Source organism: Serratia inhibens (assembly GCF_003591175.1).
Classification (GTDB): domain Bacteria; phylum Pseudomonadota; class Gammaproteobacteria; order Enterobacterales; family Enterobacteriaceae; genus Serratia; species Serratia inhibens.
Genome location: NZ_QYYG01000001.1, coordinates 959,086 through 979,426 on the forward strand (window position 1 = coordinate 959,086; position 20,341 = coordinate 979,426).

23 protein-coding genes and 1 pseudogene are annotated in these 20,341 nt (G+C 52.0%); 6 read left to right on the forward strand and 18 right to left on the reverse strand.

The genetic code is table 11. The annotated features are described in order from the left end of the window. Positions 1-139: 139 nt before the first annotated feature. On the forward strand, positions 140-955 hold the full coding sequence (locus D4100_RS04560; RefSeq protein ID WP_006316730.1) for a MetQ/NlpA family lipoprotein: 816 nt from the start codon (positions 140-142) through the stop codon (positions 953-955). A gap of 50 nt (positions 956-1,005) precedes the next feature. Here D4100_RS04560 and D4100_RS04565 read toward each other — a convergent pair whose 3' ends face one another. From D4100_RS04565 to D4100_RS04580, 4 genes are all read right to left on the reverse strand, one after another. After that, positions 1,006-1,926 (reverse strand): sugar ABC transporter substrate-binding protein, encoded by a 921-nt coding sequence (locus D4100_RS04565; protein WP_119803283.1) that lies wholly within the window; start codon positions 1,924-1,926, stop codon positions 1,006-1,008. A gap of 63 nt (positions 1,927-1,989) precedes the next feature. Continuing rightward, positions 1,990-3,018, reverse strand: coding sequence for an ABC transporter permease (locus D4100_RS04570; RefSeq protein ID WP_004943164.1), 1,029 nt, complete (start codon positions 3,016-3,018; stop codon positions 1,990-1,992). Between the two features lie 17 nt (positions 3,019-3,035). Beyond that, positions 3,036-4,520 (reverse strand): sugar ABC transporter ATP-binding protein, encoded by a 1,485-nt coding sequence (locus D4100_RS04575; RefSeq protein WP_006316728.1) that lies wholly within the window; start codon positions 4,518-4,520, stop codon positions 3,036-3,038. 222 nt (positions 4,521-4,742) lie between these two features. Beyond that, positions 4,743-5,672 carry a sugar ABC transporter substrate-binding protein gene (locus D4100_RS04580; protein WP_006316727.1) on the reverse strand — a complete coding sequence of 310 codons (930 nt, stop codon included), beginning with the start codon at positions 5,670-5,672 and terminating at the stop codon, positions 4,743-4,745. 534 nt (positions 5,673-6,206) lie between these two features. Between D4100_RS04580 and D4100_RS04585 the strand changes: the two genes are divergently transcribed. From D4100_RS04585 to dcuR, 3 genes are all read left to right on the forward strand, one after another. Continuing rightward, positions 6,207-7,049 (forward strand): class I fructose-bisphosphate aldolase, encoded by an 843-nt coding sequence (locus D4100_RS04585; protein ID WP_119803285.1) that lies wholly within the window; start codon positions 6,207-6,209, stop codon positions 7,047-7,049. 123 nt (positions 7,050-7,172) lie between these two features. Then, positions 7,173-8,774: a sensor histidine kinase gene (locus D4100_RS04590; protein ID WP_119803287.1), complete on the forward strand. Its 1,602-nt coding sequence runs from the start codon at positions 7,173-7,175 to the stop codon at positions 8,772-8,774. 4 nt (positions 8,775-8,778) lie between these two features. Next, positions 8,779-9,498: a two-component system response regulator DcuR gene (gene dcuR, locus D4100_RS04595; RefSeq protein WP_006316724.1), complete on the forward strand. Its 720-nt coding sequence runs from the start codon at positions 8,779-8,781 to the stop codon at positions 9,496-9,498. Between the two features lie 110 nt (positions 9,499-9,608). Here the strand turns inward: dcuR and D4100_RS04600 are convergent, their stop codons facing one another. From D4100_RS04600 to D4100_RS04660, 12 genes are all read right to left on the reverse strand, one after another. Further along, the gene (locus tag D4100_RS04600; protein WP_006316723.1) at positions 9,609-9,959 is read right to left on the reverse strand and encodes a hypothetical protein; all 351 of its coding nucleotides are present in this window, start codon (positions 9,957-9,959) and stop codon (positions 9,609-9,611) included. A gap of 43 nt (positions 9,960-10,002) precedes the next feature. Continuing rightward, complete coding sequence (locus tag D4100_RS04605) at positions 10,003-10,431, reverse strand: hypothetical protein (protein ID WP_119803289.1); 429 nt, start codon at positions 10,429-10,431, stop codon at positions 10,003-10,005. Between the two features lie 22 nt (positions 10,432-10,453). Further along, complete coding sequence (locus D4100_RS04610) at positions 10,454-10,774, reverse strand: hypothetical protein (protein WP_119803291.1); 321 nt, start codon at positions 10,772-10,774, stop codon at positions 10,454-10,456. Between the two features lie 180 nt (positions 10,775-10,954). Further along, the gene (locus tag D4100_RS04615; RefSeq protein ID WP_071919894.1) at positions 10,955-11,173 is read right to left on the reverse strand and encodes a hypothetical protein; all 219 of its coding nucleotides are present in this window, start codon (positions 11,171-11,173) and stop codon (positions 10,955-10,957) included. A 222-nt stretch (positions 11,174-11,395) separates the two neighbouring features. Next, positions 11,396-11,611: a helix-turn-helix domain-containing protein gene (locus D4100_RS04620; RefSeq protein WP_006316720.1), complete on the reverse strand. Its 216-nt coding sequence runs from the start codon at positions 11,609-11,611 to the stop codon at positions 11,396-11,398. 7 nt (positions 11,612-11,618) lie between these two features. Next, positions 11,619-12,182, reverse strand: coding sequence for a DUF2975 domain-containing protein (locus D4100_RS04625; protein ID WP_043911788.1), 564 nt, complete (start codon positions 12,180-12,182; stop codon positions 11,619-11,621). Positions 12,183-12,336: 154 nt separating this feature from the next. Continuing rightward, positions 12,337-13,536 (reverse strand): enoyl-ACP reductase FabV, encoded by a 1,200-nt coding sequence (fabV, locus tag D4100_RS04630; protein ID WP_006316718.1) that lies wholly within the window; start codon positions 13,534-13,536, stop codon positions 12,337-12,339. A 275-nt stretch (positions 13,537-13,811) separates the two neighbouring features. Further along, positions 13,812-14,162 (reverse strand): DUF4377 domain-containing protein, encoded by a 351-nt coding sequence (locus tag D4100_RS04635; RefSeq protein WP_006316712.1) that lies wholly within the window; start codon positions 14,160-14,162, stop codon positions 13,812-13,814. Between the two features lie 115 nt (positions 14,163-14,277). Beyond that, the gene (locus D4100_RS04640; protein ID WP_119803293.1) at positions 14,278-14,817 is read right to left on the reverse strand and encodes a cysteine hydrolase family protein; all 540 of its coding nucleotides are present in this window, start codon (positions 14,815-14,817) and stop codon (positions 14,278-14,280) included. A 274-nt stretch (positions 14,818-15,091) separates the two neighbouring features. After that, on the reverse strand, positions 15,092-15,445 hold the full coding sequence (locus tag D4100_RS04645; protein WP_065506827.1) for a hypothetical protein: 354 nt from the start codon (positions 15,443-15,445) through the stop codon (positions 15,092-15,094). A 965-nt stretch (positions 15,446-16,410) separates the two neighbouring features. After that, the gene (locus D4100_RS04655; protein WP_119803295.1) at positions 16,411-17,115 is read right to left on the reverse strand and encodes a hypothetical protein; all 705 of its coding nucleotides are present in this window, start codon (positions 17,113-17,115) and stop codon (positions 16,411-16,413) included. Positions 17,116-17,419: 304 nt separating this feature from the next. Further along, positions 17,420-17,656, reverse strand: coding sequence for a hypothetical protein (locus D4100_RS04660; protein WP_119803297.1), 237 nt, complete (start codon positions 17,654-17,656; stop codon positions 17,420-17,422). Positions 17,657-17,727: 71 nt separating this feature from the next. Here D4100_RS04660 and D4100_RS25740 point away from each other — a divergent pair. Continuing rightward, positions 17,728-18,296, forward strand: a pseudogene (locus D4100_RS25740) (tyrosine-type recombinase/integrase); the annotation flags it as partial. A gap of 202 nt (positions 18,297-18,498) precedes the next feature. Here D4100_RS25740 and D4100_RS04670 read toward each other — a convergent pair. Both D4100_RS04670 and D4100_RS04675 read right to left on the reverse strand, forming a co-directional pair. Beyond that, on the reverse strand, positions 18,499-18,954 hold the full coding sequence (locus D4100_RS04670) for an OB-fold protein (RefSeq protein WP_065506137.1): 456 nt from the start codon (positions 18,952-18,954) through the stop codon (positions 18,499-18,501). Between the two features lie 169 nt (positions 18,955-19,123). Beyond that, entirely contained in the window at positions 19,124-19,816 is a 693-nt protein-coding gene (locus D4100_RS04675) for a helix-turn-helix transcriptional regulator (RefSeq protein ID WP_335677268.1), read from the reverse strand. A 184-nt stretch (positions 19,817-20,000) separates the two neighbouring features. Between D4100_RS04675 and D4100_RS04680 the strand changes: the two genes are divergently transcribed. Further along, positions 20,001-20,324 (forward strand): hypothetical protein, encoded by a 324-nt coding sequence (locus tag D4100_RS04680; RefSeq protein WP_244941632.1) that lies wholly within the window; start codon positions 20,001-20,003, stop codon positions 20,322-20,324. Positions 20,325-20,341 lie beyond the last annotated feature (17 nt).

Sequence of the window (20,341 nt, forward strand, 5' to 3'; positions counted from 1 at the left end):
ACGCCTGACGTTGCTCATAGCTAATCGCTATTAATCATAGTGAATCCGTCTTTTGTTTTATCAATACGTTTACTTAAAGTTATAGAAACTACTAATCCTGAAATAACCAGCATGCTATTTTGAAAAGGACTCTGGGAAAATGACATTTAGGCTAAAAAAGCTCGCCGCAACCTTGGCGGTAGCCGGCACTCTGCTGCTGACCGCCTGCGGGCCGGCGGATCAAGACAGCCACCATATTAAGGTCGGCATCAGCTCCGGTATCGATCAATCGATGTGGGCTGTGGTGCAGAAGGTCGCCAAACAGAAGTACAACCTGGATGTGGAAGTGGTGACGTTCAATGATTACGTGCTGCCCAACGAGGCATTGAACAACGGTGACCTGGATATTAACGCCTTCCAGCACCGGCCTTACCTGGAAAAACAAATTCAGGAACGCGGTTATAAGCTGGTCGCGGTGGGCAACACCTTCGTTTACCCGATTGCCGGTTACTCGAAGAAAATCACCTCGCTCAGCCAACTGCCGGACGGTGCACAGATCGCCGTGCCGAACGATCCCACCAATCTCGGCCGCTCGCTGCTGCTGTTGCAAAAACAGGGGCTGATCGTGCTGAAAGACGGCGTCGGCTTGCTGCCTACCGCGCTGGATATCGTCGGTAATCCGAAGAAATTGAAAATCGTCGAGATCGAAGCGCCACAGTTGCCGCGCGCGCTGGACGATAAACAGGTAGCGCTGGCGATTATCAATACCAACTACGCCAGCCAGATCGGCCTGTCACCGGCCAGGAACGGTCTGTTTGTCGAAGATAAAAACTCGCCTTACGTCAATATATTCGCCACCCGCATCGATAACAAAGACAGCGAAAACGTGAAGGATTTGGTCAAGGCCTACCAGACCGATGAAGTGGCCGCCAGCGCGGCCGAAATCTACAAGGGCGACGCGGTGAAGGGCTGGTAACGCCGACAAAATGGCGCTGCGTGCAGCGCCATATCCTCAACCAACCAACGTCACTGCTTCGCCACGAATTTTTGCATAGTGGCCGGCGTCACCAGTTCAAACGGGATCCAGTAATACGGCTCCAGTTTTTCGCCTTTGATCATCCGCTGCGCTACGTCGACCGAGGCTTTGCCCTGGCCAACGGCGTCCTGGAATACCGTCACCTGCATCTTGCCGGAAGACAGCGCCTTCAGGCCGTCCGGCGTGGCGTCGATGCCACCGATCAGCACCTTGCTGTCACGCTTGCCGGCCTGCTGCAACGCCATGATCGCACCAATCGCCATCTCGTCGTTGTTGGCGGCGACAATATCGATAGGTTCGCCGTTGGTGACCCAGTTCATCATCAAATCCATGCCTTCGCTGCGCGAGTAGTTGGCACTTTGCTTTTGCACGACCTTCATGTTCGGGTACTTCGCTACTACCTGCTCCACGTCTTTGGTGCGTTGCAGCGCACCGGCGTCGGTCAGGTTACCGATCATGATCGCGACGTTGCCCTTGTAGTTCGCCAGGCGCGCCAACTCTTCCATTTGCAGGGTGCCGGACTCTTTCTCGTCGGAACCGACAAACACCACGCCGGAAGGCAACTTGCTGTCGCCCGGCGTGCGGTTCACGTACACCAGCGGAATACCCGCCTTCGTCACCAGTTTGGTGATGGCCGGCGTACCCGCCGAATTAACCGGATCGACAATAATCGCGTCCACGCCGGCGCTGATAAAGCTCTGCACCTGATCGGTCTGGCGGCCAACGTCGCCGCGTGCGTCTTCGAACTGCACGGTGATACCGCGCACCTTGGCCTCTTTGTCTATCGAGTGGCGGATAATGGTCAGGAAGTTCTGGTCAAAATAGGCCATCGACACGCCGATGGTTTCCGCCAGCGCCGAGGTGGAACAGCTGAGCGCCGCCACCAGCACGATTTTTTTTAAGTATTTCATGGTGATTCCCCAGAGGTAAAAAAATACCGCCGGACAGGCTGCTCCGGCGGCAATTCACGGCAATCAGTGTTTTTTGCGGTTACGGTGCATGTCGATCGACACGGCAGCGACGATAATCACGCCTTTGATAATGTCCTGAATGTAGGAGTCCACGCCGATAAAGGTGAAGCCGCTTTTAATCAGCCCGAGGATCACCGCACCGATCAGCGTGCCGGTAATGCGCCCGACGCCACCCATCAGGCTGCTGCCGCCAATCACCGCCGCGGCGATGGCGTCCAGTTCGTAAGACATCCCCATGCTCGACTGGCCGCTGCTGACGCGTGCCGCCAGCACCACGCCCGCCAACCCCGCCAGACCGCCGGCGATGGTATACACCGTTACCAGGTATTTATTGACGTTGATGCCGGATACCCGGGCCGAGGTCATGTTGCCGCCGATGGCATAAATGTATTTGCCATACCGGGTGTGTTTCAGCGCGATATGGAAAATCACCGCAATGACCAGGAAGATGATCACCGGCATCGCGCCCTGGCCGATCGAGGTAAAGCCGTCGGACAGGAAGCTGACCGGGTTACCCTGGGTGTAATACTGCGCCAGGCCGCGCGCCGACACCATCATGCCCAGAGTGGCGATAAAAGGCGGAATGCCGGTGCGGGTAATCAGGAAACCGTTGATGAAACCGCAAACGATGCCCACCCCAATCCCCGCGCCGATCGGGATCGCCGCAGGCAAATCGAGCAGTGCCGGGTACATCGGTGAAATGCTGTCGGAGGTTTGCGCCAAACTGGCCGCCACCACCGCCGTCAGCGCAATCAGCGAGCCGGATGAAAGATCGATGCCGGTGGTGATAATGACCTGGGTAACGCCGACGGCGATGATGCCGATAATCGCCACCTGCAGTACGATCAGCAACAGTCGGTTGGGGTTCATCAGGAATGACTGATCGCGAATATACCAGCCGAGAATTTCGAATATCAGCGCGATACCGATCATCACGATAAAGATGCCGGTGTCTTTCGGCATTTTGCCGCTCAGGCCAGAGAACAGTGGCGCTTTACCCGCAAGCGGCTTCTCGATTTTTACATTACTCATGGTGGTTCACCTTTGCGTTATTCAGAGGCCAGCGCCAGGATTTTTTCCTGATCCGCTTCTTCTTTATCCAAAATGCCGGTAATACGGCCGCCGTGCATGACCATCACCCGGTCGCTCATGCCGAGGATCTCCGGCAATTCCGAGGACACCAAAATAATGGCGACGCCGCGGTTCGCCAGCTCGCTGATCAGGCGATAAATTTCCGCTTTAGCCCCCACGTCGATACCGCGCGTGGGCTCGTCGAGAATCAATATTTTCGGCTGTGCCAGCAACCAGCGAGCGATAAGCACCTTCTGCTGATTGCCGCCGCTCAGGTTATTGATGATTTGATCCATGGTCGGGGTTTTGATGTTGAGCTTTTTGATCTGCTCCATGCAGTCTTTGGCCATTTGCACATGGCTGACAAACCCGTTCTTGCCGATATACTCCGACAGGTTGACGATACTCATGTTCTCGACCACCGACAGCACCAGAAACAACCCGGACTTTTTGCGGTCTTCGGTAAGAAAAGCCAGCCCCAGCTCGATGGCCTTCGACGGGGAATCGACCTTTGCCGCCTTGCCCTCGATAAAGATGCTGCCACCGTCCGCCGGGTGCATGCCGAACAAACTTTCCATCACCTCGCTGCGGCCTGCGCCCACCAGCCCGGCGACGCCGAGGATCTCGCCGCGTTTAACGCTGAACGAAACATCGTGGAACCAGTCCGAACGCCGCAGCCCTTCGACCCGCAGCACTTCCTCGCCGATATTGTTGTTGAACTTGGGGAACATTTGGGTCAGTTCACGCCCCACCATCATGGTGATCAGCGACTGCTTGGTCAGGTTTTCGGTTTTATCGCAGGCGATAAAGGTGCCGTCGCGGAAAATGCTCACCTCATCGGTGATGGCAAAAATCTCGTCCATCTTGTGGCTGATGTAGATAATGCCTTTACCCTGTTCGCGCAGCTCGCGAATGATGGCGAACAGGTGCCCGACCTCGCTTTCGGTCAGCGCCGAGGTCGGCTCGTCCATAATCAGGACATCTGCGTTATAGGAAACCGCCTTGGCGATCTCCACCATTTGCTGGCTGGCGATGCTAAGTTCGCCGACCAGGGTCTCCGGTTTTAACTTGATGTTCAGCCGCGCCAGCAGATCGCGGGTTTTTCTGTTCAGTTCGTCATGATTGACGAAGCCGAGCCGCACCGGTTCACGCCCCAGCCAGATGTTTTCCGCCACCGTCATGTAAGGCACCAGGTTAAGCTCCTGGTGAATCATGGAAATGCCCGAATGCAGCGCCTGCAGCGTGTCGCTGAAGATCACCGGCTCGCCTTTTATTTTAATGGTGCCTTCGTCGGGGTGATAAATGCCGATTAAACATTTCATCAGCGTGGATTTTCCCGCGCCGTTCTCCCCCATTAACGCGTGTACGCTGCCTGGTTTGATTTTAATTGAGACCTTGTCCAGCGCCTTCACGCCGGGAAACTGCTTACTGATACCTTCAGCCTCAAGAACATAAGGATACATGCTGATAACCTCCGCCGTTCGTCAATGCATCCCTGCCGTATTTACCGCCGTGTGCCGGGTAAATACGGCAAGGGATATATACCCGTCGCCTTTCAAACTGCAGCGTTGTTACCTGCTCTTGCTTACCCCAGTTACTTACTAAAGTAAGCGCCTGGGGATTAGCAAGCTGGGCGCCTCGCTGCAGCATGAAATTCATAGGGTATAGCCGCGCTGCTTTAACGCTTATTTTCTGTTCTTGTCGGCAAATTCCTGATAATTGGCCTTGGTGATCAACTGATACGGGATCAGGACGTTGCTCTCCACCTTCTCGCCCTTAACCAGTTGAATGGCGGTTTGCACTGCGCCCTCACCTTGCCCTTTGGCGTCCTGGAATACGCTCAGCGCCAGATCGCCCTTCTTGATGAACTCCAGCGCGTCCGGAGTACCGTCAACGCCGGCCACCAGCACACCACTTTTCTTCGCCTGCTTCAGCGCCAGGATCGCGCCGATGGCCATTTCGTCGTTGTTGGAGGCGATGGCATCAATCTGCTGACCGGTCAGCACCCAGTCGGTAGTAATGTCGACGGCTTCTTTACGGCCCCACTTGGCGGTTTGTTTGTCGAGGATTTTGATGCCGGGGTACTTGGCCGCCACCTCTTCCACGCCGCGGGTACGATCGCGGGTCGCTTCATTGGACAGCTCGCCCATCAGGATCATCACGTTGCCCTTGCCGTTCATCTGCTTGGCCAGCTCTTCCATTTGCAGCTTACCGGCCAGTTTGGAGTCTGAGCCCACGTAAGCCATGCCCGCCGGCAGCGTGACTTCCGGACGACGGTTAACGAACACCAGCGGGATCTTGGCGCTTTCCGCCAGTTTGATCATCGGCTTCACGCCCTGGGTATCGACCGGGTTAAGGATGATGGCGTCGACGCCCTGACTGACAAAGTTTTCGACCTGTTGAATTTGCTGGGCAATATCCCCTTTGGCATCTTCAAACTGACCGCTGACGTTGCCGTCCGCCTTCATTTTGTTCTGCATTGACTGGCGCAGGATGGTGAGGAAGTTGTCATCGAAATAAGCCATTGAAACGCCGATCTTGATGTCTTTCGCCAACACGCTGGCCGGCAACATGCACATCAGTACCGAGGTGACGATCAGTTTCTTCAGCTTCATGTTCTGTACCTTTTAATCGTTAGAATGAAGAGGCCTGTTGATTTGACAGCTAATGAAAAATATTTTTTACATTCAAACAACAATCCGGTCGGTGTTATCCCCTTGATACGGCAGATTTACCGTTTTTTCTGCGTATTCGGGCGGTGTGTGAAATTTTGATCGATATCTCAAAATAGAATAAAAACAATGTATTGAAATAAGCCCTCTAACAAAGCAGTAACGTCATTACGTCATTATCAAATGTTTATTTCATAATTGAGATTATTGAAACTTTTTAACTCAAACAAGCGAAACATGCGTTTTGGAATGACCAAGTAACAAAAACATGACACGGATCTAACAAATGACGCAAAAGCCATCAGCCGGCCGCATCCTTTACTGCGCTCAGCCGCAGTTAGCGCCCGCAGCAATGAAAAATGGCGCGACGGTTTCTCAGTAAATATGCGAGCGGGCACGCAGTTTGCGGTTTCCCCATTTCATGCTCATGCTTACTCAGCGATACTGGGTATATCCCTATTTTCAGGAGGATCTGACATGCAGCTCAGCAGTAAGGTACGGATGAACCGGCTGTTTAATAACGGCAAATGCCTCGATGTGGCGATCGACCACGGCATCGCCAATGAACCGGATTTTTTGATCGGCCTGGAGGATATCGAACGGGTCATGAGCAGCCTGATCGTCGCCCGGCCGGATGCCATTCAGGTTAACTACGGCCAGGCGGATTTGCTGCAACATGCGCCGCAGCGCGACAAACCGGCGCTGGTGATGCGTACCGACGTCGGCAATGCCTATAACGCCGCCCGCCACCGCGAAATGTGGGCAGTGCTGCATAACCCGGACGCCCCGATCCTCGCCGCGCTGCAAATGGATGCCGCAGCGGTGGTGGTTAACCTGTATCTGATCCCCGATGAACCGGGCATTTTCCGCCAGTGCGTGGAAAACATCGGCCGGCTGCGCCATGCCTGCGATCGCTACGCCATGCCGCTGATGATCGAACCGCTGGTGATGGCCCCACCCGGCCAGGGCGCCGCTTACGGCTCGCTGGGCGATGTGGAGAAAATGGTGCCGCTGGTGCGGCTGGCGCGTGAACTGGGCGCCGACATCATCAAGGCCGATCCGACCGAACGGGTGGAGGATTTTCACCGCATCGTGGAAGCGGCACGCTGCCCGACGCTGGTGCGCGGCGGCGGCAAAGGCGAACTGGGCGCGGTGTTGGAGAAATCTGCCGCTCTGATGGCGCAAGGCGCATCCGGCATGGTGTATGGCCGCAACGTTTACCAGCACAGCAACCCGTCAAAAGTGGTCAGTGCGCTAATGGCGATCATCCATCAGGGCGCCAGCGGCCAGCAGGCGCTGGAAATCTACCACCAACCCTGAATACGGCTTTTGTAACTAAAATAATCCCTCGCCCGGCGGCAGCATGTTATAACCTGCTGCCGGTCACTACCCTGCAACCTATTCCCCGCAAGAATCGTTGATATCGCCATTCGGAGAACCGCCATGCCAAAACAACGGATCCCGCTGAAGCTCAGCACCACACTCACGCTGATGGTGTCCGCCATTATCGCTTCGGTGCTGCTGGTGGTGTTCGCGCTGTTTTTTGTGCAGATGAACCAAGAGGGGCAGGCTCAGTTGCAGCAAAAAGCGATGGCGATTGCCAATACGCTGGCGCTCTCTTCCACCGTGATCGAGGGTCTTGAACGTCAGGATCGCAGCGGCGAAATCCAGCGCTTTGCAGAGCAGGTGCGTAAACAGAACGAGCTGCTGTTCGTGGTGGTGGTCGATATGAAAGGCATTCGCTACTCGCACCCCAAACCCTGGCGCATCGGCCAACATTTTATCGGCGAGGATCTGGAGCCTGCTCTGCACGGCAAAACCAACAGCGCCATCACTCGCGGTTCGCTGGGGCCGTCACTGCGGGTTTTTGTCCCGGTCTATGACGCGCAACGCCAGCAGATCGGCGTGGTGTCGCTCGGCATCGCACTGGATACCGTCCGCCGGGTGCTGGGCGAAAGCCGCTGGATTATTTACTGGACCATCGCCTTCGCCGCGCTGGTCGGCACGCTCGGCACTTTCTTCCTGGTGAAGGCGTTGAAGCGCATCATGCTCGGCTTTGAACCCTACGAAATTTCCAACCTGTTCGAACAACGCAACGCCATGCTGCAGTCGATTAAAGAAGGCGTGATCGCGGTCGATAACCAGTCGCGCATTACCATTGTCAACGACGAAGCCAAACGGCTGCTGCGTCAATGCGGGCCGCTTGAGAATTTGCTGCTGGAATCCGCCAGCAAGCATTGGCCGGCCCAGCTGCATCTGGCGGAGGTGTTGGCCAGCGGCAAACCGCTGCGCGACCGGCAGATCAGTTTTAACGGCAGCGAGCTGTTAACCAATACCGTGCCGGTGATCGTCAAAGGCCAGGTTATCGGCGCCATCGCCACCTTCCGCGATAAAACCGAGGTCAGCCAACTGGTGCAGCGCCTGAGCGGCATGGCACACTACGCCGATGCGCTGCGCGTGCAGTCGCATGAGTTTATGAACAAGCTGCACGTGATCCTCGGCATGTTGCACATGAAGGCTTACCAGCAGTTGGAAAACTACATCATCAATACTGCCAGCAACTACCAGGAAGAAATCGGCGCGCTGCTGCGCAAGATCCAGTCGCCGGAAGTCGCGGGTTTCTTTATCGGCAAGATCAGCCGCGCTCATGAGGCCGGCATTGAGTTGACCATTGATGAGGCCAGCCTGCTGCCGGAAAGCGAGGATGCGGAAACGACCCATGTGCTGATCAGCGTGCTGGGCAATCTGATTGAAAATGCCATCGACGCCATCGACGGCGTTGAAGGGCATGAGATCAACCTGAGCTTCCATCACAATGAGAATCACTTACACTGTATTGTCAGTGATGACGGCCCCGGTATAGATCCGGCTATCGGCGCACGCATTTTTGAACAGGGTTTTTCCACCAAAGGGCCGGGGCGCGGTATCGGGCTGGCATTAATCCGCAGCAGCCTGGAGAAACTGGGCGGCAGCATTGATTTCGACTCTGAACCGGGTGAGCTAACCCAATTTTTTGTGCATATCCCCTATCGGGCCAAGGACTGAACCCATGATTAACGTATTGATTATCGACGACGATCCGATGGTTGCGGAGCTCAATAAATACTATCTGAGCCAGGTCAGCGGTTTTCACTGCCAGGCGACGGTCGCCACGCTGGCGCAGGCGCGCGCGGTGCTGGCCGACGCCAACGTCACTGTCGATCTGGTGCTGCTGGACATCTATATGCAGCAGGAAAACGGGCTGGATCTGCTGCCCGGCCTGCGCGAGCTGGGTGAAAAAACCGATGTCATCATCATTTCTTCCGCCAGCGACGTGGACACGGTGCAGCGCGCACTGCACTACGGCGTGGTGGATTATCTGATCAAGCCTTTCCAGTTCACCCGATTCAAAGAGGCGTTGAACAACTACCAACAGCAGTCGCAAATCCTGGCGCAACGCGAGTTCTCGCAGAGCGACGTCGATAGCCTGCTGCGCCGCCAGCCCAGCAGCAGCGAAGGCAAGAAACTGCCGAAGGGGTTGACCGCTATCACGCTGAGTACAGTGTGCGAATGGATTGAACAGCAACATGACGGCGAGTTCTCCACCGACAATCTGGCTAACGCCATCGGAATTTCGCGTGTGTCCTGCCGCAAATATCTGATCTATCTTGCAGAAAGCGGCATCCTTGGCACCCGTATTCTGTACGGCACTACCGGCAGGCCGGTCTATCTTTACCAACTTAAACCGGATGCCATCGCCATGCTGAAAGAGTATTGCCGGCCGGCCTAGCCGATCAGAAAATCCAACAGCGCCGCCAAAAATTCATCAGGCCGCTCAACGTTGGACAGATGCACCACCGGCAATATCACGGTGCGATAACGACGTCCCCCTTCCGGCGATCAACGATGGCGCTTGAGATTCGGCAAAGCCATATCACGGCCAGGTAGCCGGCACGTACCGCCCTGCTGGGGTTTACTGCCGCAACGATGCTCGCCGAACATCGCGCTGTTGCGCCGCCGGTTCGCCTGCTCGCTAACCCCCTGTTGCCGTTCCAGTTCAAGCGCCTTTTCATTGGCCAGCGCCACGCCTTCGGCGCTCCATATCTTATGCTGTAGCCCGCTGCGTTTTTGCTGGTAATCCTCAGAGACTTTGTTATCCGGCGGTAGCGCAGCGTGGTATTGCAAATCAACCAACGCTTGCGAAGAGAAAGAACAACACTGCGCCACGCAGGCCAGAAAAATCCGTTTCATTGATACACTCCCAACATGATATTTACCTTACTCCGCCCAAGACTCAGCACCCCATCTGCCGCCAGTTGATCCACACGCGGCAAAAAGTACCGACATACAGCCGATGCGCACCCATCACCGGGATCGGCAACCGCCTCACGACCAGGCAGCGGTTAACCACCGATGCCAAGCCGCACTGTAATTCTTGGTGCCGATGGGGATACGCAACCGGCGATACAGGGGGGAACTCTGTCGCGGCCTCCAGCGCTTTTCGCTGTGCGCGCAAATCGGCAAGCCGCGCCTGTTCCGAGCGGATTTGCTCTACGTACCAGAGATGTTGCAACAGGCCGTTAAACCGCTGCCGATAGTCATCGGCACCGTCATTCGCGCAGGAGGTTGCGGGCTGAGCATGTCGGTCGACGAATGAATGGCAACAGCCAGACGCCAGCAAGGCGAACACCGCCGCAACCACAGAGGTCCATTTCAAAAGCATAAACTCCATTAATGCGTAGGGGCTAGCAACCGTCGATAAGCAAGGGTTGTTCTTCACGCGGTAAGGCCGACGGATGCGGTTCAACCGTGGCAGAGGCAGTTTTGCCCTGGGTCTTGCAACCTTCACGCAAGGCCAGCGTATTGTTTTCGCTGTGCGTCGATACCGGAGGCCGCTGTTTTTCATGACCCATTTCGTCCCACAGGCCGTGGGCCATTTCTTTCAGCTTCTTGCGAAACAGCACGGGCGAGACCTCTTCCTGCTCCCGATCATAACGGGCGGCAGCGGCCGGATGGCTCCAGGGTAATAATAAGAACAGGAAAATAACGGGGATACCCTTTTCCACAATAAACTCCTGTAATAAGGCCCATGCAGGCGCTCACTTCCATTAAATCAAGAGCGGCATTATTTGCCGTTAAAACAAACGTCACCAGAGAACAAACACATTAACCGAAAAATAATAAACCTTAATTAAATAGGTGATATTGAGACTTATAATTCGCAGGCATAATATATTTTTTGCGGATTAACGGTCCCACAACCTTGACCAGTCCAGGGTTCCGCCGATACTGGGCGAGCCTTCGTTCAATACAGAATAGGCCGACTCTCCACTACTGATGCGTTGTTTCTGCTCCCGCGTTGCCCGTGCCGGCGGATCCCAGGATGAATGAGATGAATCAGCATGAATAGCGCTGCAGCCACTCAGGAATATTATCAGCGCGGGGATACCATGACGTAATGTCATATATTCTCCTTAAAATAGACTTAACCGTCGGTCGCGGTAAATAAAAAAGACACTTTTTTTAGTTTATTAATCAGAATGCCCATCCGGCAATGCCGAAACAAAACGCATCACTGTTAAATAATGTGGCGAATGATTTAACTTAAAATAAACAAACAACCAGCTTCACCGCAGCGGCGATTAAATGGTTCAAATAGAGTGCGGCGCGCAAAATGCGCTGCCGCGTCAGCCTTCGCTATCAGGTTCCCAGGCCAGCAAATCGCCCGGTTGGCAATCGAGAATACGGCAGATTTTGTCCAACGTCTCCAGCCTGACGCCCTTGACCTTACCGTTCTTCAGCAACGATAAATTTTGCTCAGTGATCCCCACCTGCTCCGCAAGCTCCTTCGATCGCATCTTCCTTTTGGCTAACATGACATCAAGACTTACTATTATCGCCACTCTATTCTCACACGAAAGAAAGCTGTTCTTCATTCAGCCGCAACGCTTCCAGGAATACCCGACTAAACACCAGGATTGCGCAGCCTACGATCAACGAACGTACCGACTCGCTGTTGACGCCATAATAAATTATTAACAGCATTTTTTCACTGGCGGTCAGTATCATCACCTGCAACATACCGGCCAACGAAGGGAACAGCACATCGACAATCAATAAAATACCGATGATCTGCAGCAACAGCATATTGTTGCGATGCCAGACATTGCCGCGATAAAACTGATAAAACAGCCCTGCACCGCACAACAGCGCGCTGTAATAAGGCACGTAAGCGAGCATATCCAGCAACAAGGTGGCAAAAATCGCCCAGCGCTGCTGCGGGATGGCGTAGGCATTCAGTTCCGGGTAGTAGTCGCGATAGGCGGCCACGATGCTGTTGAACGCCTCACCCTGCACCCAGCCCTGGACAATCATGAACATCTCCACGCCGGTGCTGATAATCAGCATCGCCATGATCAATAAACACAAGCAACGTACGTAAAGTGGAAGGTGGATCCGTGGCACGGCAGCCATAACAAGTTCATCCTTGGAAAACAGCAATAAGTTATCGTAAAACGATAACTTATTGCTGTCAACGATCAAGTGGACTGATGAGTAGCGACTGGAACAGGCAGATATGGGCGTAAAAAAGCCGGGATAACCCGGCTTTTCCGAATACTCGATGGGTTTAGACCAGTTCGATCACGTCGAACTTAACTTCACCGCTGAGATCCGCTTCGTAATCAACGCCCTGCACACCAAAGCCGAACAGACGCAGGAACTCGGCCTTATAGCCCAGATAATCGGTCAGCTCATTGATGTTGCTGTCGTTGATCTGCGCCCAAATTTCACGACAGGTGTTCTGCACGTCGTCACGCAGTTCCCAGTCGTCCAGACGCAGACGGTGCTTCTCGTCGGTGTCCGGTGCAGTGCCGCTGTACAGCTTGGTGGCGAACAGGCGCTGGATTTGCTCGATGCAACCTTCGTGGATCCCCTGCGCTTTCATGATTTTGAAGACGATGGAGATATACAGCGGCATCACTGGAATGGCAGAGGAAGCCTGAGTCACTACCGACTTCAGCACCGCAACGTAAGCCGCGCCGCCTTTAGCCTTCAGCTTCTGATCGATGGCCTGAGCCGCGCGATCCAGATCTTCTTTTGCTTTGCCCAACGTACCGTGCCAGTAGATTGGCCAGGTCAGATCGGTACCGATGTAGGAATAAGCGACAGCCTGCACGTTGTCTGCCAGCACGCCGGCTTCTTCCAGTGCGTCCATCCACAGTTGCCAGTCCTGGCCGCCCATCACTTTGACGGTATCGGCAATTTCTTGCTCGTTGGCAGGCTCAACCACGGCTTCTACCAGCACGTCTTTGTTGGTGTCGAGCGCCACGGATTTGTACGGTTCGCCGATAGGTTTCAGCGCCGAGCGCACCACTTCACCGGTTTCCGGCATTTTACGCACCGGGGAAGCCAGCGAGTAAACCACCATGTCGATCTGACCCAGGTCCTGTTTGATCAGGTCAATAACGGTTTGACGGCATTCGTTGGAGAATGCGTCGCCGTTAATGCTTTTCGCGTACAGGCCTTCTTCTTTAGCTGCCTTATCAAAACCGGCAGAGTTGTACCAACCGGCAGAACCGGTTTTGCCTTCACTGCCCGGCTTTTCAAAAAATACGCCGATGGTGGCCGCACCGCTGCCGAACGCAGCATTGATACGTGACGCCAGACCGTAGCCGGTAGAGGCACCAATCACCAGTACCTTTTTAGGCCCGTTTTTCAGTTCGCCACGGGATTTAACGTAAGCAATTTGCTCGCGGACGTTGGCTTCACAGCCTGCCGGGTGAGCGGTGGTACAGATAAAACCACGAATTTTAGGTTTGATAATCATAGTAATTTTGTCTTGGTAGCTAAAAACCGAAGGACAATATACCTGATTTTCACAATATACTTAAGACAGGCGCATTGCAGAATCGCAACAAGTCCAGTGAGCAGACCAGTCTCGCCCGGTCAACTCAGGCCGCAGAGAGTGCGCATAAAGCGTGATTGCCTGGGGAGTTTACGTCGAAAAGCACCTTGCCGGCAGGCTGGGCAAGCCGCAGCGGACACCGGCTGGGTACGCAGCCATCAGGTCAGGATTTTCGGCCCTGACCTGCCGGGGTGTTATCAGACCTTCTTCTTTTCCAGCTGTTCAACCAGCGTATATCGCAATGAGGACGCATCGGCCGGTACGTTTTCCGCCTGGGTCACCTTAACCTTCAAACGATAGCGGTAGCCCGGTTCAAAGTTGAAGCCTTCAATCTGGCTATAAAACATTTCCCACTGGCCTTGCACCGAATGACGCACCTGCATGCATTTCATTGGGGAAACGCCCATGCAATCCACCAGCGCACTGTTAACCAGCAACACTTCCGTATGGTCACCCTGGTTTTTCTTGGGTTGGTTCACTGAGGTTCCCTCTTGGCTGCAGCCAGCCAGACCGGCCAATGCAACAAATAATAACGCTTGGATTTTCAATGTAATGCACCATTGACTGTTTGGGTGGGAGGGATAGTAACAAAGCCATTGGCGCTGAGGCCAGCGGCATGCTCCGAATTTATCGGCGAGCCGGGATAACCGGCCCGCCGTTTTTTCAGAACTGCACGTCCGCCGTTTGTATCAACTGGGCAAAAGGACCTGACAGAGTCAGATTATGATGCTTGATTATCGCCTCGGCGTTCAGCACCGGCGTATCGCTGCAGGTGTGCGCATCGGCAACCAGCAGCACCTGAAACCCCTGCTCGCCCGCCTGCCGACAGGCGGTATCCACGCAATATTGCGTCTTCATTCCCATTATCGCCAACCGGGTGATGCCATCTTCTTTTAGTTGCCCGGCCAGCCCCGTTTGATAGAAACAGCTGGGCCGGTTTTTATCTATAACCCTGTCCACTGCCGTATCTATTGCCAGACGCGGATGCAATTGCCAAAAATGGCTGCCTGCGGCGATCGGTGACCCTTCTGGCCCGGCATGGCGCACAAAGAATATGGGGCTGCCCGCATCGCGCGCCCTACCAATCAGCACGTTGATATTGGCCAGAACGCGTTCGCCTTCATACGGCGGCTCCGGGCCCTCGTACATGCCGAGCTGCATATCAATGATCAAAAGTGCGGTACGGTGAGGATGTTGTTGCATGTGGATCTCCATCTTTACCAGCCAGGACGGAGCATGAAGACACCCCGGCCATGGCTGGCGGGGCTTTGGGGAACTGCGTTTTTAGCTCACGCACACCCTTACAGCCCGCCAGAAAAAGGCGGTTGTCGTGGTTGTGGTCGAGGTGAGCAGGGTATATTTCATCACTCGATAATGCTTAAGGTCGGCAGATGAGTCAATGAAGTTTATAGAGGGGAGATATTACCCATTGCAACGAGAAAGCCCTGGCAAATTTGCCAGGGCTTTTTTTGAGTACTTAGCTTTGAGAGGCTACCGTAATGTTTTGGGTCGTTATTTGTTCACAATAACTTTCCTGCATATCAAACGAGTAATTAAATGCCCAACTGGTGCCATCTTGAGCGACAACCGGCACGCCCGCGCCAGAGAAGCAACGCCCCTCAAACGAGATCGCCAGGTAGTAGGCTGCAGCTGAATGCAGCACTTCGTCGTATACAGTTACCGGCTTAATTGGCAGCGGCAAACGGCCGAGGTACTTGTTTAAAAGGACGGCACCTTGGAACTCCCCCCCTACCACTACCTGGGTTAACGCTTTTGCCTGCTCCGGAGTTAGCGTCACACAGTTATTCTTATCAATAATCAGCTTTGTCATTTTAGTCTCTTTGTCCATAGTTACTGTATCCATATACAGCAAATGAACTCTATCAACTTATTGACGGGATATCGCATGACTGGCGCTGTGCCATTGATGGCTGAGCTTAATCCAAAAGATCATAAATATTGATAACTTCACAAGACCTAAATAATAAACACACCCGGCTATTAATCACAAGCAGAAAAAAATCCCCATGAAATATTAAATCAAAATATAGTTATCATTTTAATCATACACATGGTAATTAAATATTTCAACCATGCATGCCGCATGGTAAATAATACCCATGTGTCATCAGAAACAGGTCAATGAATGAAATATAAAATCCAGATCAACATAATTATTTGATAAAAGCAAAGTGCCACAACGTGGAATAGATGAAATTTCTCATCTTTTCAGTGATGAACAGATCCATAAAAACATCGTAAGATGGTTATCATTCAGTAGAAAGTATGATGTCCCAGGTACTCTTGATAAAATGGCCACTCCCACCCACTTTATTTGGGGGGGGCAAGATATGATAACGCCTATAGAACCGTGGATTACGCTATCGCAACAATTAAAAAACGTTAGTATGAGTGTATTCAAAAATTGCGGACATAGCCCAATGCTAGAGGCGCCGAAAAAATTTATAGCTGAATTATTATCCTTACTAAATCTCGAAGTTGTCAGTGAAGGGTAAATCATAGCGATGTAATGGCTCCAGTCCCTCTTTAAACCCCGCTATCAATTGCGGGGTAAAGTTGGTTGGCAGGATTCCCGGAACGGTTCGGAAAAGCTTGGTATAAAAATACATTAACGACCTGTCATCAAATCACCGGTACGCCCTAAAAATCGCACGACCCGTTTGGTGGTTATCATGCATTGCGCAGCAGCCTCAGGAAGCCGCTCTGTAGTGCATAAAAAAGGTCGCCAGTGGCGACCTGAAACGAAAAGCATTCCTGGTATTAATAAAAATATAATTATTGGGAATTAAGAATATTTTTTTGAGCAACCATCATCAATCTATTTGCCATGTCGTTTAGAACATATAAATCTCTGCGGCGAGTCCAGACTTGTGAAGATTGTTTATCATACCATACAGGCAGAGTCACCTCCCGCAGTGCATATCCTTTAACATTACGCATTTGACATGTCATCACGCAACGCTTCACGTGATCGCCATGTCCGATAACAGCAGCCGTCCCGACAGAAGCTGAATTACCCCCGAAATGTTTATTGATAATAGCTTGCAGTACACCATCAGTACTAAGATAAGTTAGATTTCCCTGGTCATCCCATTCTGGCTCAATCGAAACGATATCGTCGGCTGGGATGTCAGGATACATTTCCTTCGAGGCCAAATACCGTGCTATTTCCCACTGAACATACATTCGCATTGGCTTCATACGGTATGCCTTGGCACAGCAATCAGCAAGGTCCTTGTTCATTGGTCCAGGTTGCGCCAATTCATTTTTTGACCCGGAAACATTTTCACGATTCCCAAATGCAAAAGCAATGAGGATGTCCGTATCGCCTATAGAGATATAGGGCGGATGATTATCAAAAATGGTAATATCTAAATCCTCCGCCAATACAGCGGAAACACACTTATCACCTAACTCCATCGTTAATTTATTGCACAAAGTACTATAAAAAATCTCATCTTTGCTTTTTTCAAACAACATATAAGCTCCTTGGTAATGTTATGATTCTCTCACTCAAGTATTTAATAGCGATAAATTCTCTAGCAAGACTCGTAAACTCGAGAGTTAAACATTACCGGGTATCGATACTGATTTTCACTCCTTCAAAGTTGTGCCACCGCCAACAAAAAAATCACTCTGGACACACTGTCACAGACCTCATTGAAAGTAATTATAATGCCATCAATCCCATTGCAGCACATCGTGATCTTCCGATTCAGAGTAAACAATCATGCCATTCTACTCTTGCACCTGAGTACCATCGTCCGCTTCGAACTCCGGGATACTATCGGTCGGTGGCAATGATGTAGACTGGCTGGCCGTCTTTCGCCGCAAACGTTGCCAACTCTTTAATTTTGTCTTGGGTCAGTAGCCGCTTACTCGTCGGTATTCCCATCAAATTGATCAGATAAATTAAGTCATCGCACAATTCCAAGCGATGACCATGATCGTCGACAAAGTTATAACCTTTAAAAGGTTCAATTATCTCTTTAGCGCTTTTGCCAGCTATAGCTTCCGCCATCGCCCCATGTTTCACCCCGAAGCGTTGGCACCTCGCATGCGGTGAACACATACTCAGGGGGTAGCAGGAAGAAAGTCGTGGTGAAACGCGAATGGCTGGAATTGGCGCAATACCTCCCCACAAGAGAAGCGGCATCCGCGATGCCAGCGTGGTTCAGTTTAGCGATGGATCTGGCACTGGTTTCTGGCCAGCGACGCGAAGATCTGACCCAAATGCGATTTGACCATATTGTTGCCGGGCGCCTGCAGGTGGAGCAAGGCAAGACGGGCGCCATGATCTCCCTGCCCCTCGATCTTGAACTGAAATGCGTGGGCTTGCAGCTGGGTACAGTGATTGACCTTTGCCGGCGGGCCAGCACGACAGATTTTCTGCTCAGCGCCGGCATCAGAAAAAACAGCCCGGACGGGTCATTGCACCCAGATGGATTAACAAAAAAATTTGTAGCAGCGCGAAAAGCTTCAGGGTTGGATTTAGAGGAACCCCCCCCCCCCCGACATTTCACGAGATCCGTAGTCTGTCCGGGCGATTATATGAGAAGGAAAGAGGAAGGCATTTTGCGCAGAAATTACTGGGGCATACTTCAGAGACGATGACGCTGAAATATCTCAATACGCGAGGGAAAGAGTACGTGATGCTGTAAAAGACCGAATATCAAAATTCGAGTAAAATTCGAGCCTTTTTGAAAAAAACCTTTAAAACCAACGATATAAAAAAACACCGAGTACTATTCAAATGAAATAAACTATTTTAAAAACAGGTAGTTAAAACATTGATACAGAAAAAGTGGCGACGGAATGACCACACCAAAAAGGCGGCGCTCTCCGCACCGCCATCAGAAAAATTTAGTTAGCAAAAACGCAATCACGGCCAGACGGTGCACCCATCAGACGAGTCATCCCTTCACAGGTGATCACAACCTTCTGACCTTTTTTAAGTGCCAGAGCGGTCGACTTCTCTGAATCCTGAATGCCCATCATTGCCGGTAGGAATTCATTGCTTGTTTTTAAGCGCACAATAATTGAATCGGTAAAATCTTTATCAATAGATTGCACTGTTCCTGAAACCTCTATTGTTTTACCTTTCATTTTTTCATCCGCAGCTACTTCATTGTCATCGTAATCTTTGAACAATGCATTCGCTGTAGTTTTGTACACTTCCTTGGCCGGTGCAGCGACCGCTGGCGTGCTTTCAGACGAAGTAGATGTGTTAGCTGTGCTGTCTTTTTTATCATCGGCAAAGTAGCCAATAACAACCAAGGCCACGATGATATAAAGTATCCACTTGAAGAATTTTTTCATTGCTTTTCCTTACTTAATACAGTTTTTTAATTTCCATTATTACAACCCCCAAAGGGTTCACTTTATCAATATCACATTCAAAACTTATAGTTATTCCTGTGATATTAATTCTTTTGCCTGGAAGGATTGCAACTGTGTATATATCGCAGCTTCCATCAATATCGAGTAACTATGACCCATTACCAAGGGTTTTCTTTCCAAAATCTACAAGCCAAGAATTATTGCTTTTCTGGACGTATCCCAGCTCTGAAGTGGATTCAGGAGTAAATGAAGGATCACAAATCCATTCGCCAGCGCGAATTAACTCACCTGAAGCAATGGACCAACGTTTCAGCGTGGTGAAGGATGGCTCGTAGGAAACAGCATCCGGGTTGCCAGGATGGCCTTGCCCGGTGGCCAACCATAGCAATGACACGCCAGTATCTAACGCACATGCAACAACCGCATCGCCGGGAAAATATTCACGCCTAACCCAAGTGCTGATTGTTGCGGTTGAAATGTCCAAAAAGTCGCCGAGCTCTTTTTGAGTTCGAAACCCGTACGCATCTAGCATCCTTCGCAGCACAGGTTTTCCCCCTGCAGCTTGGATTTTTTCATATAAGGCTTTGCCGCGAAGTGTGGATTTGCCAACTTCAATATTCGAATTTGCAAATTTCCCAGTTACCAACCAAGTGACATCAGCGCCAGTATCCAGTGCGCATCGCACAATTACCGTGCCCGGAACCTGCCCACGCAAAAGCCACCCGCCTACGTTACTACTGGAAATTTCCAGTTTTTCAGCAAGCTCTTTCTGCATGGTAAACCCATAAGAAGAAAGGATTCTTTCTAAAACCTCTGACGCCACAGCGTTTTCTATACGCATCAAGACAACCTTAAGTTCGATTTTCGTATTCATAGATACAAAAAACGAATCTACGATAGATACACACCACATGTAACACCGTAGAACACAAACCACTAACCGGAGATATTGCTTTATATCTCATGATATTGCAAACCTCCAGGCCGCACCCGCCGCGCCTTTTTCACCTGCGCAGATTGCAAACATGCTTCTGCCTGGTCTGAGCGGCGCCATTCTGGAAGCAGTGCAGTGCGCAGTTGCTATGCACACCTCGCCGACCATGTCCAAAGAGGACTTCATTGCCGTTAACGGCATCAGCGCATCTGTGCTGGAGAAGTGGATCGCCAACGGCGTTGTGCTGCTGGCGCCAACCCCTACCACCACCGTGAAGCAAAACCGGAAGAACCGGAAGACCGGCGAGATCGAAGAGGTCACGATGACCAAGCACGGTAATGCCCTGATCAATCTCGAAGCGTGGCGCGAGAAAAATCACCAGGTTGCGATCAAATGCCGCTACATCCGCGGTTAATTCGATTATTCGAATTT